General features: G+C 70.8%; 16 protein-coding genes. 10 read left to right on the top strand and 6 right to left on the bottom strand.

The genetic code is table 11. From position 1 onward, the window contains the following. Positions 1–70: 70 nt before the first annotated feature. Positions 71–676: an isochorismatase family protein gene (locus BX286_RS14585; RefSeq protein ID WP_079427332.1), complete on the bottom strand. Its 606-nt coding sequence runs from the start codon at positions 674–676 to the stop codon at positions 71–73. Positions 677–1,027: 351 nt separating this feature from the next. Next, the gene (locus BX286_RS14580) at positions 1,028–2,356 is read right to left on the bottom strand and encodes a nicotinate phosphoribosyltransferase (RefSeq protein WP_079427330.1); all 1,329 of its coding nucleotides are present in this window, start codon (positions 2,354–2,356) and stop codon (positions 1,028–1,030) included. A 114-nt stretch (positions 2,357–2,470) separates the two neighbouring features. Here BX286_RS14580 and clpS point away from each other — a divergent pair, with 114 nt between their 5' ends. From clpS to BX286_RS14550, 7 genes are all read left to right on the top strand, one after another. Continuing rightward, on the top strand, positions 2,471–2,785 hold the full coding sequence (clpS, locus tag BX286_RS14575) for an ATP-dependent Clp protease adapter ClpS (RefSeq protein ID WP_079427328.1): 315 nt from the start codon (positions 2,471–2,473) through the stop codon (positions 2,783–2,785). Then, positions 2,785–3,384: a DUF2017 domain-containing protein gene (locus BX286_RS14570; protein WP_079427326.1), complete on the top strand. Its 600-nt coding sequence runs from the start codon at positions 2,785–2,787 to the stop codon at positions 3,382–3,384. The genes clpS and BX286_RS14570 overlap by 1 nt, the downstream gene beginning before the upstream one ends. A 317-nt stretch (positions 3,385–3,701) precedes the next feature. Beyond that, on the top strand, positions 3,702–5,153 hold the full coding sequence (locus tag BX286_RS14565; protein ID WP_121015116.1) for an amino acid permease: 1,452 nt from the start codon (positions 3,702–3,704) through the stop codon (positions 5,151–5,153). Between the two features lie 135 nt (positions 5,154–5,288). Continuing rightward, on the top strand, positions 5,289–5,711 hold the full coding sequence (locus tag BX286_RS14560; protein ID WP_121015115.1) for a Mov34/MPN/PAD-1 family protein: 423 nt from the start codon (positions 5,289–5,291) through the stop codon (positions 5,709–5,711). A gap of 77 nt (positions 5,712–5,788) precedes the next feature. Next, the gene (locus tag BX286_RS37875; protein ID WP_311736929.1) at positions 5,789–5,896 is read left to right on the top strand and encodes a putative leader peptide; all 108 of its coding nucleotides are present in this window, start codon (positions 5,789–5,791) and stop codon (positions 5,894–5,896) included. 87 nt (positions 5,897–5,983) lie between these two features. Then, entirely contained in the window at positions 5,984–6,262 is a 279-nt protein-coding gene (locus BX286_RS14555; protein WP_079427320.1) for a MoaD/ThiS family protein, read from the top strand. After that, positions 6,262–7,212 (top strand): PLP-dependent cysteine synthase family protein, encoded by a 951-nt coding sequence (locus tag BX286_RS14550; RefSeq protein WP_079427318.1) that lies wholly within the window; start codon positions 6,262–6,264, stop codon positions 7,210–7,212. Before BX286_RS14555 ends, BX286_RS14550 begins: the two co-directional genes overlap by 1 nt. A gap of 180 nt (positions 7,213–7,392) precedes the next feature. Here the strand turns inward: BX286_RS14550 and BX286_RS14545 are convergent, their stop codons facing one another. Then, positions 7,393–7,746: a DUF488 domain-containing protein gene (locus BX286_RS14545; RefSeq protein ID WP_185117283.1), complete on the bottom strand. Its 354-nt coding sequence runs from the start codon at positions 7,744–7,746 to the stop codon at positions 7,393–7,395. Then, a complete protein-coding gene (locus BX286_RS14540; RefSeq protein ID WP_121015114.1) occupies positions 7,743–8,165 on the bottom strand; it encodes a hypothetical protein in 423 nt (140 codons plus the stop codon). Before BX286_RS14540 ends, BX286_RS14545 begins: the two co-directional genes overlap by 4 nt. Before the next feature lie 239 nt (positions 8,166–8,404). Here BX286_RS14540 and BX286_RS14535 point away from each other — a divergent pair, with 239 nt between their 5' ends. After that, complete coding sequence (locus BX286_RS14535) at positions 8,405–9,157, top strand: MBL fold metallo-hydrolase (RefSeq protein WP_121015113.1); 753 nt, start codon at positions 8,405–8,407, stop codon at positions 9,155–9,157. A 91-nt stretch (positions 9,158–9,248) separates the two neighbouring features. Here the strand turns inward: BX286_RS14535 and BX286_RS14530 are convergent, their stop codons facing one another. Beyond that, a complete protein-coding gene (locus BX286_RS14530) occupies positions 9,249–10,505 on the bottom strand; it encodes a PTS transporter subunit EIIC (protein WP_100863587.1) in 1,257 nt (418 codons plus the stop codon). Between the two features lie 254 nt (positions 10,506–10,759). Further along, positions 10,760–12,061, bottom strand: a complete 1,302-nt coding sequence (locus tag BX286_RS14525) for a PTS transporter subunit EIIC (protein ID WP_079427307.1) — start codon at positions 12,059–12,061, stop codon at positions 10,760–10,762. A gap of 138 nt (positions 12,062–12,199) precedes the next feature. Here BX286_RS14525 and BX286_RS14520 point away from each other — a divergent pair, with 138 nt between their 5' ends. Continuing rightward, a complete protein-coding gene (locus tag BX286_RS14520; RefSeq protein ID WP_272482321.1) occupies positions 12,200–12,511 on the top strand; it encodes a PTS glucose/sucrose transporter subunit IIB in 312 nt (103 codons plus the stop codon). 135 nt (positions 12,512–12,646) lie between these two features. Continuing rightward, positions 12,647–13,381 (top strand): ribonuclease PH, encoded by a 735-nt coding sequence (gene rph / locus BX286_RS14515; protein ID WP_100863588.1) that lies wholly within the window; start codon positions 12,647–12,649, stop codon positions 13,379–13,381. Positions 13,382–13,456 lie beyond the last annotated feature (75 nt).

Below are 13,456 nucleotides of genomic sequence, written 5' to 3'. Positions count from 1 at the left end.
TGGACGGCCTCAGGCCGGTTCCGCCAGGGGGTGGGCTCCCCGCTGCGGTGGGGGAAGGGCTGGGCGGGGGTCAGGCGTGGGGGTGGTCGCCCGCGGTGCCGACGAGGGTGACCCCGGCCGCCCGGAGGTCCTCCAGGGCCTTCGCGGTGGTGTGGGGGGCCACGGCGGCCGTCAGGTCCAGGAGGACGCGGGTGGCGAAGCCCTCGCGGGCGGCGTCGAGTGCGGTGGCGCGGACGCAGTGGTCGGTGGCGATGCCCACGACGTCCACCTCGCTCACGTGGCGCTCGCGCAGCCACTGGGCGAGGCTGTCGCCGTTCTCGTCGGCGCCTTCGAACCCGCTGTACGCGGCCTCGTACGCCCCCTTGTCGAAGACGGCGGCGACCGCGCCGGAGGCGACGGCGGGCGCGAAGTTCGGGTGGAACCCGACGCCCTCGGTCCCGGCGACGCAGTGCGGGGGCCAGGAGTTCTCGTAGTCCGGCTCGGCCGGGGGGCGGGCGAAGTGCGCGCCGGGGTCGATGTGGTGGTCGCGCGTGGCCACGACGTGCCGGTAGCCGGCCGTGGCGTTCCCGATCAGCTCGGTGATTGCGGCGGCGACGTCGGCGCCGCCGGTTACCGCGAGGCTGCCGCCTTCGCAGAAGTCGTTCTGTACGTCGACGACGATCAGTGCGCGGTGCATGTCGCGTGCCCTTCGGCTCGGTGTGGATGGTTCTTCGGTGCGGCGGCGCGTCGGGGCCCTGCGGGTGCTCTTCCCCCACCCCGCCCCTTCCCGAAACTGGGGGCCGGACCCCCAGCCCCCGGCTACCGCCGGAGAACCCCCAGGCGGGGCGGCCGGCTGGCCCCGGGGTTAGGCGGGCCCGCACCGCCCCCGGGCCCGCACCGCCCCCGGGCCCGCACCGCCCCCGGGCCTGCTCGCCCCCGGGGCTGCCCGCCCCCGGGCCTGCTCGCCCCCGGGCCTGCCCGGCCCCGGGCCTGCCCCGGCCCGGGGTTGCCGGGGTCGGGGTCGGGCCCCGGGAGGGGCGGTGCGGGGTTAGGCGTACTCCGTCGGGATGACCGGTTCGCCGCGGGACAGCTGTGTCGCCGACAGCGGCAGGCCCGCGCGGGCGCGTGCGTGGCGGGTGCGGGCCGTGTCCAGGGGTTCGCGGGCCACCACCTCGCCCGCCTTGACCAGCTGGACCAGCAGCTGCCGGTCCGCCAGGGCCGTCGGGACCGGGCCCGTCCCGACCACCTCGGCCTCCGCCACGCCCTCGGCGTCCAGCCGCCGCGCCGCCCACTTGCGGCCGCCGATCGAGGTCTTCCCGCCGGAGGACTTCTTCGCCACCGGAACGAGCGGGGCCTTCGGGTCCGCCGACTCCGCCCGTGCGACCAGCTTGTAGACCATCGAGCACGTCGGGTGTCCGCTGCCCGTCACCAGCTGCGTGCCCACCCCGTAGGCGTCCACCGGCGCCGCCGCCAGCGAGGCGATGGCGTACTCGTCCAGGTCGGAGGTGACCACGATCCGGGTGTCCGTCGCCCCCAGCTCGTCCAGCTGCTGCCGCACCCGGTGCGCGACCAGCAGCAGGTCGCCGGAGTCGATCCGGACCGCGCCCAGCCCCGTTCCGGCCACCTCCACCGCCGTGCGGACGGCCTCCGCGACGTCGTAGGTGTCCACCAGCAGGGTGGTCCCGGAGCCCAGCGAGGCCACCTGCGCGGTGAAGGCGTCGCGCTCCGTGTCGTGCAGGAGGGTGAAGGCGTGCGCGCTGGTGCCGACCGTGGGGATCCCGTACCGGAACCCGGCCGCCAGGTCGGAGGTGGAGGTGAAGCCGCCCACGTACGCGGCCCGCGAGGCCGCGACCGCCGCCAGCTCGTGGGTGCGGCGCGCCCCCATCTCGATCAGCGGCCGCCCGCCCGCCGCCGAGGCCATCCGGGAGGCGGCCGCCGCGATGGCCGAGTCGTGGTTGAGGATCGACAGGACGACCGTCTCCAGCAGCACGCACTCGGCGAAGCTGCCCTCGACCCGCAGCACCGGCGATCCGGGGAAGTAGACCTCCCCCTCCGGGTAGCCCCAGATGTCACCCGAGAAGCGGTACGAGGCCAGCCAGTCCAGGGTCCGCATGTCGACGACGGCCCGCTCGCGCAGGAACTCCAGCACGGCTCCGTCGAAACGGAAGTTCTCCACGGCGTCCAGGACTCGCCCGGTCCCCGCCAGCACCCCGTAGCGCCGCCCCTCGGGCAGGCGCCGGGTGAAGACCTCGAAGACGGAGCGTCGGTCGGCCGTGCCGTTGGCCAGCGCGGCCTGCAGCATCGTGAGCTCGTAATGGTCCGTGAAGAGCGCTGTCGACGGCACGTCCACCGGCAGGCCCAGGTCCGCAGGGTTCATGTCACGGATGCTAGCGCACATCTCGTCAAACTGACGAGATGTGGTCCGGAGGGCGGGACGGCGCGGAGCCCGGCAGGGGGCCCGTTTGTGCGACGGGCCTGTCGCAGTGGCAGCATGGGACGAGTGAGTGTTGCTCCGATTGAGATCGAACGGACCGAATCGGCTGAGGAGACCTACGCGGTCCCGGAACCGGACGTCCCCTGGGTGACCCTGGTCCACAACGACCCGGTCAACCTCATGAGCTACGTGACGTACGTGTTCCAGGCGTACTTCGGCTACCCCAAGGACAAGGCGACCAGGCTGATGCTCGACGTCCACAACAAGGGACGGGCGGTCGTCTCCAGCGGCACCCGCGAGGAGATGGAGCGCGACGTGCAGGCCATGCACGGGTACGGGCTCTGGGCGACCCTCTCGCAGGACCGCAACTGATGGGCGGCGTGTTCGAGCCCCTGAAGGGCGGCGGGGCCGCCGTCGCGCTGGACGAGATCGAGATCTCCATCCTGCGCTCCCTCGCGGTGCAGCTGCTGGAGCTGATCGGCCCCGGCGAGCCGGAGCCCGCCGAGGACGCCGACCCCCTCGCCGTGCTGTTCGCCGCCGAGGGCCCCACCGAGCCCCCGTCCGACCCGGCGCTGGCCCGGCTGTTCCCCGACGCCTACGGGGGCCCGGGCGCCGCGGCTGGCGAGGACCCGGAGGAGCTGCGGGCCCGCTCGGCGGAGTTCCGCCGCTTCACCGAGAACGACCTGCGCACCCGCAAGCGGGAGGACGCGCTGGCCGTCGTGCGCAGCCTCGACGCGCTCACCCCGGCCAGCGACGGCGCGGCGGTGCTGGAGCTGTCCGGGGAACTGCCGCTGCGCTGGCTCGGCGCCCTCAACGACCTGCGGCTGACCATCGCCGCCCGGCTGGAGATCACCGAGGACGAGCAGAGCGGGGAGTTCTACCGGCTGCCGGACGACGACCCGCGCAAGCCGATGGTGATGGCCTACCTCTGGCTCGGCGGTCTCCAGGAGACCCTCATCGAAACCCTCTGAGGATCCTCAAGCGCGCACACCGTTCGCTCAGCGGACGCTCAAATCCGGATAACGATCAGATCACCGCCATGCGGTGATCTGATCTCTTTCAGGCCATATGTCCCGATTTAACCCCTCCCTGCGTCGCATTTCGCCCCTTCCTCCACCCCTAAGCGCGTGATAAATCTTCACGACCGCCGCCGGGACGCCACCCATGTCCCCCGGCCCGCTTGAACCGGCTGACCGCCGGGTGCAACTCCATCCGTATCCGGGGGGATCGAGGACCCGATCCGCAGCCGTCTCAGGCGCGGGTCGGCGTGGAGAAAGGCGCACCAAACATGACCTCTGTGCAGGTCGAGCAGCACGACAGGACGCCCGGCGAGGGCGCACAGGGCGAGGGCGACGGCGAGGGTTACCACCGCGCGCTCGGCGCCCGCCAGATCCAGATGATCGCGATCGGCGGGGCCATCGGCACCGGCCTGTTCCTGGGCGCGGGCAAGGCGATCTCCAAGGCCGGGCCCAGCCTCATCCTGGCCTACGCCATCGTCGGCCTGGTCATCTTCTTCATCATGCGGGCCCTGGGCGAACTGCTCATGTACCGCCCCGTCTCGGGCTCCTTCTCCGACTACGCCCGCGAGTTCCTCGGCCCGTTCTGGGGTTACGCCACCGGCTGGACGTACTGGCTGTTCTGGGTCGTCACCGGCATCACCGAGGTCACCGCCGCCGCGAAGTACATGTCGTACTGGACGCACGACAGCTTCCCGCAGTGGGCCTACGCGCTGATCTTCACGGTCATCCTCTACGCCGCCAACCTGATCTCCGTGAAGCTCTTCGGCGAGCTGGAGTTCTGGTTCTCCATGGTCAAGGTCACCGCCATCGTCGGCATGATCCTGATCTGCGCCGGCATCCTCACCGTCGGCTTCTCCGACGCCGCCGCCGGAGCCTCCGTCTCCAACCTCTGGAACGACCGCGGCTTCTTCCCCAACGGCATCGGCGAGACGCTGATGACCCTGCAGATCGTCGTCTTCGCCTTCCTCGCGGTCGAGCTCGTCGGCGTCACCGCCGGCGAGTCCAAGGACCCCGCGAAGACCCTGCCCAAGGCCATCAACACCGTGCCGTGGCGCATCGCCGTCTTCTACGTCGGCGCGCTCATCATGATCATGTCGGTCATCCCGTGGTCCAACTTCAAGGCCGGCGAGAGCCCCTTCGTCCTCGCCTTCGAGAAGATGGGCCTGGGCATCGGCGCCGCGATCGTCAACTTCGTCGTCCTGACCGCCGCCCTGTCCTCCTGCAACTCGGGCATGTACTCCACCGGCCGCATGCTGCGCGACCTCGCGCTCAACGGCCAGGGCCCGAAGTTCTTCACCAAGCTGACCAAGACCGGCACCCCGCTCGTCGGCACCACCTTCTCCGCCGCCCTCATGCTCGTCGGCGTCTGGATCAACTACGTCGCCCCCGGCAAGGCCTTCGACTACGTCGTCTCCTTCGCCACCATCTCCGGCATGTGGGCCTGGATCGTCATTCTGGTCTGCCAGATCCGCTACCGGGCCAAGGCCGACCGCGGCGAACTGCCCCAGTCCTCCTTCCGCACCCCCGGCGCCCCGTACACCAGCTACTTCTCCCTGGCCTTCATCGGCATGGTCATCGTGATGATGGGCCTCGACAAGGACTCCCGCGTCTCGCTGTACTGCGCGCCGCTGTGGGGCCTGATCCTCGGCGTGTCCTACCTCGTCCTCAAGGCCCGCAACCCCGGCGGCGCCGCGTTCGAGAAGGCCTCGAGCTCCTCGTAGCCCGGGCCGCGAGCCATGGGTCCCGGCCGCCTGTCACCGCCGGGAACCGCGCTCCTGCGGACCTCGTGTCCACCATGCGGGCCCTTCCGTACCACACCTCGGTACGGGAGGGCCCGTCTGCTTATCCTGAGCCCCATGCTGACCCTCACCCAGGCCCTGTACGACCAGATCGTCGAACACGCGCGCAAGGACCACCCCGACGAGGCGTGCGGCGTCGTGGCCGGCCCGGCGGGCACCGGCCGCCCCGAGCGGTTCATCCCGATGCTCAACGCGGCCCGCTCGCCCACGTTCTACGAGTTCGACTCGAAGGACCTCCTGAAGCTCTACCGCGAACTCGACGACCGGGACGAGGAGCCCGTGATCGTCTACCACTCGCACACCGCGACCGAGGCCTACCCCTCGCGCACGGACGTCACCTACGCCAACGAGCCCGGCGCCCACTACGTCCTGGTGTCCACGGCCGACACCGACGGCCTCGGCGAGTTCCAGTTCCGCTCGTACCGGATCCTCGAAGGCGTGATCACGGAGGAAGAAGTGCAGGTCGTAGCCGCCTACTGACCACTATGTGAGCGGCAGGCGTCCACGATGCGGGATCACACTCCAAACGGGGGACCGGGAATCGTTAACATGACCGCATGGTTTCCCACGACGTGAGCATCGAGACGCCCGGCAGGCTGCTGCTCGTGGCGCGGCTGCACGTCGACCTGTGCCGCCTCGCCAGCGCCATCTGTCCTGCCGCCTGAGCACCACGGCCCCGCGCGCGGGCCGCACGAGAACGCGCCCGCATTCTTCTCTCCACCTCCTCCTTCACGACACTGGAGCCTGCTGCCATGGCCATCGAGGTCCGCATCCCCACCATCCTCCGCACCTACACCGACGGCGAGAAGGCCGTCACCGGCCAGGGCGCCACCCTCTCCGAGCTGTTCGCGGACCTGGAGACCCGCCACAAGGGCATCGAGGAGCGCATCGTCGAGGGCGGCCAGCTGCGCCGCTTCGTGAACGTCTACCTCAACGACGAGGACGTCCGCTTCATCGACGGCATCGCCACCGCCCTCAAGGACGGCGACAGCGTCACCATCCTCCCGGCCGTGGCCGGCGGCTCGAAGTAATGCGGTACGACTCCCCGCTCGCGGCGGTCGGCAACACCCCGCTGGTCCGCCTGCCGCGGCTGTCCCCCTCGGCGGACGTCCGGATCTGGGCCAAGCTGGAGGACCGCAACCCGACCGGCTCGATCAAGGACCGCCCCGCGCTCCACATGATCGAGCAGGCGGAGAAGGACGGCCGCCTCTTCCCCGGCTGCACCATCCTGGAACCCACCTCCGGCAACACGGGCATCTCGCTCGCCATGGCCGCGAAGCTCAAGGGCTACCGGATCGTGTGCGTGATGCCGGAGAACACCTCGCAGGAGCGCCGCGACCTTCTCGCGATGTGGGGAGCCGAGATCATCTCGTCGCCGGCCGCGGGCGGTTCGAACACCGCGGTGCGGGTGGCCAAGGAGCTGGCGGCGGAGCACCCCGACTGGGTGATGCTCTACCAGTACGGCAACCCCGACAACGCGGGCGCCCACTACGCCACCACCGGCCCCGAGATCCTGGCGGACCTCCCCTCGATCACCCATTTCGTGGCGGGCCTGGGCACGACCGGCACCCTCATGGGCGTCGGCCGCTACCTGCGCGAGCAGGTGCCCGGGGTGAAGATCGTGGCCGCGGAACCGCGGTACGACGACCTCGTCTACGGCCTGCGCAACCTCGACGAGGGCTTCGTCCCCGAGCTGTACGACGCGTCGGTCCTGACGACCCGCTACTCGGTCGGCTCGGCCGACGCGGTGACCCGCACCCGTGAACTCCTCCAGCAGGAGGGCATCTTCGCGGGCGTCTCCACCGGCGCCGCCCTGCACGCGGCGATCGGCGTCGGCCGCAAGGCGGTGGCCGCCGGCGAGTCCGCCGACATCGTGTTCGTCGTGGCCGACGGGGGCTGGAAGTACCTCTCGACGGGCGTCTACACGGCGGCGACGACGGAGGAAGCCATCGAAGTCCTCCAGGGCCAGCTCTGGGCGTAGCCCCCCAGGGAGGCGCGCCAAATCCAGCCCCGCCGGCGTTTGAGGCGCTGGGGGCACCTCCCAGCGGTAGCTGGGGGAGGGCCTGGGGGCGGAGCCCCCAGGAACGGGGTCAGGGGCGGAGCCCCTGGGAACGGAGGAAGGGCGGGGCGGGGAGACGGCTCCGCGCAGCGGTAGCCGCCCTCACTCCGCCAGGTGCTCCGCCAGGATGGCGGCATGGCTGGACGCCGGGTCACGGACCGCCGTGAGCAGCGTCATCGGCCCGTCCGCCGCCAGCGCCCGCAGCCGGTCCAGTTCCGCCCCCGCCCCCGCGAGCTCCGCCTCGTACCGCGCCCGGAACTCCTGCGCCGACCCGCCCCCGTGGAACCACTTCCGCAGCTCCGCCGACGGCGTCAGCTCCTTCGGCCACTCGTCCACCGCCGCCGCCTCCTTCGACAGCCCGCGCGGCCACAGCCGGTCCACGAGCACCCGTACGCCGTCGGCCCCCGGCTCGGGCGGATCGTAGACCCGCCGCAACCTGACCTCCCGCCCGCTCATCCGCTGCCGCCTCCCAGTCCCTTGGCCTCGTCCCACAGCGCCGGATCCAGCGTCCCGAGCCTGCGCCGGAACTCCCACACCGAGACCTCCTCCGGCCGGTCCGCCTCCAGGAAGCCGCCGCGTCCGCCGTCCCCCGCCGTGCCGGGCGGCAGCGGGACGACCCCGGGCCGCCGGTCGTCGTACTTGCCGACGATCCACGCCACCCGCGCCGACTCCCGCTGCGGCCGCGCCGACAGCACCAGGCAGGTCCGCCCGTCCGCCAGGCCCCACAGGTCGCCGGCCCGCACCCGCGGCGGCGGCCCGAGCCCGTGCGGCGGCGCCGGGGGCGCACCCGCACGCCTCCTGACGTGCCACGGCAGCAGCACCACCCCCACCACGGCGACCGCCGCCGCCACGGCGAACCACCAGGACGTGTCCATAAACCGACCGTAGCCGTGACGGCCACCCCCGGCGCGGCAGCGACACCGCGGCGTCACGGCAGCGACACCGCGGCGACATGGCAACGCCCGTACCACTCGTCGCTCCCCTGGGTGACAGCACAGGTGATTCCCCCCACAACGGCCTGCCGCGGAGGAGCGACCGAAGGTTTCGCGCCTTACGCTCGACGCACGCACGGCCCGCAATCCGTCCACGGACCGTCCACGGAGGTTCACGCTCCATGAAGCTCACCGTCGTCGGCTGTTCGGGGTCGTTCCCGTCCGCGGATTCGGCTTGCTCGAGTTATCTCGTAGAGGCCGACGGCTTCCGGCTGCTCCTCGACATGGGCAACGGCTCCCTCGGTGCCCTCCAGCGCCACTGCGGTCTCTACGACCTCGACGCGATCTTCCTGAGCCATCTGCACGCCGACCACTGCATCGACATGTGCGCGTACTTCGTCGCCCGCTACTACCGGCACGAGGGCGGCCGCTGCGCCCCCCTGCCCGTGTACGGGCCGGAAGGCACCGAGCAGCGCCTGACCACGGCCTACGAGGACGTCCCGGACGAGCGCTCCATGAGCGAGGTCTTCGACTTCCGGACCCTGAAGTCCGGCAGTTTCGAGATCGGCCCGTTCACGGTCCGCACCGAGCGGGTCTGCCACCCGGTCGAGTCCTACGGGATCCGCATCGAGCACGGCGGCCGGGTGCTCGCGTACTCCGGGGACACCGGGGTCTGCCCCGAACTGGGGGCGCTGGCCGAGGGCGCCGACCTGTTCCTGTGCGAGGCCTCCTTCACCTACGGCAAGGAGGCCATCCCGGACCTCCACCTCAACGGCCGCGAGGCCGGGGAGTACGCCCGCGCCGCCCGGGTCGGGCGGCTCGTGCTGACGCACATCCCGCCGTGGACGGACGCCGGACAGAACCTCGCGGACGCCCGCGCGGTCTACGACGGCCGCGTCGACCTCGCGTACGCCGGCGCCGTCTACGAGGTCTGAGCCGCGACCGGGAGCCCCGGCACGAACGACGGAGCCCCCGCCTCCCTTCCGGGAGAGCGGGGGCTCCGTCGCGTAGTGCCGCCTACGAAACTTACTTCGCCTCGGCCTTCGCCAGCTCGGCGAGCTCCTCGTCGGACTCGCGGCCCGGCGTCGGGAGGTTCCACTTGGTGATCGCGAAGCGGAAGATCACGTAGTAGAGCGCCGCGAAGCAGAGGCCGACCAGCGCCAGACCGGCCGGGTTCGTGGCCTTGCCGAGGTTCAGCAGGTAGTCGATGGCGCCGGCGGAGAAGCCGAAGCCGTCCTTCATCCCCAGCGCCCAGGTCAGGGCCATGGAGACACCGGTCAGGACCGCGTGGACGGCGTAGAGCACCGGTGCGATGAACATGAAGGTGAACTCGATGGGCTCGGTCACGCCGGTGACGAACGAGGTCAGCGCGAGGGAGAACATCATGCCGCCGACGACCTTGCGGCGCTCGGGGCGGGCGCAGTGGACGATCGCCAGGCACGCGGCCGGCAGGGCGAACATCATGATCGGGAAGAAGCCGGTCATGAACTGTCCGGCGCTCGGGTCGCCGGCGAGGAAGCGGGCGATGTCGCCGCTCTTGCCGTTGTACTCGCCCGCCTGGAACCACGGGAAGGAGTTGAGCAGGTGGTGCATGCCGACCGCGATCAGACCGCGGTTGGCGACGCCGAAGATGCCCGCGCCGACGGCGCCCGAGCCGACGAGCCACTCACCGAAGCCGTGCAGACCGGTGCCGAGGACCGGCCAGATGAGACCGAAGACGATGCCGATCAGCAGACCGGCGAAGGCCGAGAGGATCGGGACGAGACGGCGGCCGCCGAAGAAGCCCGCCCACTCGGGCAGCTTGGTCCGGTAGAACTTCTGGTAGATCAGGGCGACGACGAGACCCATCACGACGCCGCCGAGCACCTTGGCGTCCACGGGGGCATCCACCAGGGCGACCTTGTGGTCGACGACCACCTCGACCTGGGGCAGGTTCGGGTCCGTGAAGGTCGCGAGGACCTTCGAGAAGACCAGGTAGCCGGTCACCGCGGCGAGCGCGGTCGAGCCGTCGGACTTCTTGGCGTAACCGATCGCGATGCCGACGGCGAACAGCAGAGCCATGTTGGCGAGGATCGCGCTGCCACCGGCGGACATGTATCCGGCGATCTTGGTGAGGAAGCCCGGCAGCGAGGGATCGCCCAGCATGTCCTTGTCGCCGAGACGGACCAGCAGTGCGGCGGCCGGCAGCACCGCGACGGGGAGCATGAGGCTCCGGCCGATGCGCTGCATGACGGCCATCACGCCAGCGCCCTTCTTCTTCTCCGCAGCGGTCGCTGTGGACATGGGCTTCCTCCATTGGGCAAGGCGCTGCCAGGGGACAGGGGAAAATGGGGTGGCGGCGTCTCGGAAGAGACCACTGGGCTGCTCGGGCGGCCTGCATGGTCTACACCATTAGGTGGTGTAGACCAGTTGTAGCACGGTCGGGGTTAGATAAGGAACCTTCGATTTTGTGTGGCCTGGACCACAGGACGAAGGGCCTCCGGATCCTCGGATCCGAAGGCCCTTGCCCTGTGCCGCACGGCGGTTCCCGCCATGCGCTACGCCTTGGTGTTCTCCGCCTGCATCGCCGCGATCTCCTCGTCCGACTCCCGACCCGGCGTCGGGATGCCGAACGCCGTGATGGCGAAGCGGAAGATGACGTAGTACACGACCGCGAAGCACAGCCCGATCGGGATGATCAGCCACGGCTTCGTCGCCAGCCCCCAGTTGATGACGTAGTCGATCAGACCCGCCGAGAAGCTGAACCCGTCGTGCACCCCCAGCGCCCACGTCACCGCCATCGACACCCCCGTCAGCACGGCGTGCACCGCGTACAGCAGCGGCGCCACGAAGAGGAAGGAGTACTCCAGCGGCTCCGTGATCCCCGTGACGAACGAGGTCAGCCCCACCGACAGCATCAGGCCCCCGACCTCCTTGCGCCGCAGCGGCTTCGCGCAGTGCGTGATCGCCAGCGCCGCCGCCGGCAGCGCGAACATCATGATCGGGAAGAACCCGCTCAGGAACAGGCCGGCGTGCGGGTCGCCCGCCAGGAACATGTTGATGTCACCGTGCTTCACCTGACCCTCGGGCGTGGTGAACGAACCGAACTGGAACCACACCGGCACGTTCAGGAACTGGTGCAGCCCGATCACCAGCAGCGCCCTGTTCGCCACACCGAAGATCCCCGCACCCCACGCCCCCAGACCGATCAGCCAGTCCGAGAAGTGCTCCAGCGCACCGCCCACCGGCGGCCAGACCCACAGGCACACCACCGCGAACGCGATCGCCACGAACGCCATGATGATCGGCACCAGCCGGCGCCCGTTGAAGAACCCCAGCCAGTCCACCAGCTTCACCCGGTGGTACCGCTGCCAGAACCACGCCGCCAGCAGCCCCATCACGATCCCGCCGAACACCCCCGGGTTCTGGTACGTGTACCCCGCGAACGTGTCCGCCGGCGTCAGGCAGCCACCCCCGACGTCCCTGGTCCCCACGGGGCAGTCCTTCGGAAACGCGCGCAGCACCCCCCGGTAGACGAGGAACCCCGCCACCGCCGCCAGCGCCGTCGACCCGTCCGCCTTCTTGGCCATCCCGATCGCCACACCCACGCAGAACAGCAGCGGAAGCCCCAGCTCGGGGTCGAGCAGCGCCCCGCCCGCACCCGCCATCACCTTGGCCACCGGCGCCCAGTCCAGCCCGTCCTTGCCGAACACGTCCGGCTGCCCCAGCCGGTTGAGGATGCCCGCCGCCGGCAGCACTGCGATCGGCAGCTGCAGACTGCGCCCCATCTTCTGCAACCCCGGGTACAGGCCGCTCCACCACTTCGGCTGCGGTGCCGCTTCGGCACTGCTCGCGCTCATCGCGTCCTCCCTGGACCGGCCCGTTTTGGCAGCCGCACCGCGTACGGCACACTGGTGTAGACCAGTTGTGGGGCAGGGTGCTGCTGATCGTCATCATTCGGCAGACCCCAGACCCGTGCTCGCGTAGATAGGCCAACCGTGAGCTACCGTGACGAAGCGGACGCAGCTGGTAACGGCCGCCGAGACTCGTTCTTCGCCACACTCAGGGAGAAACACATGGCCACCAAGGCTGAGAAGATCGTCGCCGGGCTCGGCGGAATCGAAAACATCGAAGAGGTCGAGGGCTGCATCACCCGCCTGCGCACCGAGGTCGTCAACCCCGACCTCGTCGACGAGGCCGCCCTCAAGGCCGCCGGCGCCCACGGCGTCGTCCGCATGGGCACCGCCGTGCAGGTCGTCATCGGCACCGACGCCGACCCGATCGCCGGCGAAATCGAAGACATGATGTGAACCGCCCCCGCGGAGCATGACCAGGACCCCGTACCGGCCCGACCGGACGGGGTCCACCCGTACCCACACCCCCCTGCACCGGCCGTACTCCCGCCCGTCACCCGGCCCGCCCCCGCAGCGACTAGGCTCACAGCCATGTCTCGCATCGACGGCCGCACGCCCGAACAGCTCCGCCCGGTCACCATCGAACGCGGATGGAGCAAGCACGCCGAGGGCTCCGTCCTCATCTCCTTCGGAGACACCAAGGTCTTCTGCACCGCCTCCTTCACCGAAGGCGTCCCGCGCTGGCGCAAGGGCAGCGGCGAGGGCTGGGTCACCTCCGAGTACTCGATGCTCCCGCGCTCCACCAACACCCGCGGCGACCGCGAATCCGTCCGCGGCAAGATCGGCGGCCGCACCCACGAGATCTCCCGCCTGATCGGCCGCTCCCTGCGCGCCGTCATCGACTACAAGGCCCTCGGCGAGAACACCGTCGTCCTCGACTGCGACGTCCTCCAGGCCGACGGCGGCACCCGCACCGCCGCCATCACCGGCGCCTACGTCGCCCTCGCCGACGCCATCGCCTGGGGCCAGAAGAAGAAGCTCATCAAGGCCGGCCGCAAGCCGCTGACCGGCACCGTCGCCGCCGTCAGCGTCGGCATCGTCGACGGCGTCCCCCTCCTCGACCTCTGCTACGAGGAGGACGTCCGCGCCGAGACCGACATGAACGTCGTGTGCACCGGCGACGGCCGCTTCGTCGAGGTCCAGGGCACCGCCGAGGGCGAGCCCTTCGACCGCAAGGAGCTCAACGCCCTCCTCGACCTCGCCGCCGGCGGCTGCGCGGACCTCGAAGCCCTCCAGCTCGGGGCGCTGGACCTCCAGCTCCCCTAGGCATCCGGCAACCGCGCGGCACGGGCCCGCGTCTACGCCGGTACGGGCGCACGGTCTCACGGCCGCGCGCCCGTA

Source organism: Streptomyces sp. 3211.6 (assembly GCF_003634815.1).
GTDB lineage: Bacteria > Actinomycetota > Actinomycetes > Streptomycetales > Streptomycetaceae > Streptomyces > Streptomyces katrae_A.
Note: the sequence above shows the minus strand (reverse complement) of the source record. Positions and strands in the feature narration are given on the sequence as shown.

Excerpts from the sequence above, each read along its gene's own strand:
- BX286_RS14585 (WP_079427332.1), bottom strand. The coding sequence starts at position 676 with ATGCACCGCGCACTGATCGTCGTCGACGTACAGAACGACTTCTGCGAA.
- BX286_RS14580 (WP_079427330.1), bottom strand. The coding sequence starts at position 2,356 with ATGAACCCTGCGGACCTGGGCCTGCCGGTGGACGTGCCGTCGACAGCG.
- clpS (WP_079427328.1), top strand. The coding sequence starts at position 2,471 with ATGGGACGAGTGAGTGTTGCTCCGATTGAGATCGAACGGACCGAATCG.
- BX286_RS14570 (WP_079427326.1), top strand. The coding sequence starts at position 2,785 with ATGGGCGGCGTGTTCGAGCCCCTGAAGGGCGGCGGGGCCGCCGTCGCG.
- BX286_RS14565 (WP_121015116.1), top strand. The coding sequence starts at position 3,702 with ATGACCTCTGTGCAGGTCGAGCAGCACGACAGGACGCCCGGCGAGGGC.
- BX286_RS14560 (WP_121015115.1), top strand. The coding sequence starts at position 5,289 with ATGCTGACCCTCACCCAGGCCCTGTACGACCAGATCGTCGAACACGCG.
- BX286_RS37875 (WP_311736929.1), top strand. The coding sequence starts at position 5,789 with ATGGTTTCCCACGACGTGAGCATCGAGACGCCCGGCAGGCTGCTGCTC.
- BX286_RS14555 (WP_079427320.1), top strand. The coding sequence starts at position 5,984 with ATGGCCATCGAGGTCCGCATCCCCACCATCCTCCGCACCTACACCGAC.
- BX286_RS14550 (WP_079427318.1), top strand. The coding sequence starts at position 6,262 with ATGCGGTACGACTCCCCGCTCGCGGCGGTCGGCAACACCCCGCTGGTC.
- BX286_RS14545 (WP_185117283.1), bottom strand. The coding sequence starts at position 7,746 with ATGAGCGGGCGGGAGGTCAGGTTGCGGCGGGTCTACGATCCGCCCGAG.
- BX286_RS14540 (WP_121015114.1), bottom strand. The coding sequence starts at position 8,165 with ATGGACACGTCCTGGTGGTTCGCCGTGGCGGCGGCGGTCGCCGTGGTG.
- BX286_RS14535 (WP_121015113.1), top strand. The coding sequence starts at position 8,405 with ATGAAGCTCACCGTCGTCGGCTGTTCGGGGTCGTTCCCGTCCGCGGAT.
- BX286_RS14530 (WP_100863587.1), bottom strand. The coding sequence starts at position 10,505 with ATGTCCACAGCGACCGCTGCGGAGAAGAAGAAGGGCGCTGGCGTGATG.
- BX286_RS14525 (WP_079427307.1), bottom strand. The coding sequence starts at position 12,061 with ATGAGCGCGAGCAGTGCCGAAGCGGCACCGCAGCCGAAGTGGTGGAGC.
- rph (WP_100863588.1), top strand. The coding sequence starts at position 12,647 with ATGTCTCGCATCGACGGCCGCACGCCCGAACAGCTCCGCCCGGTCACC.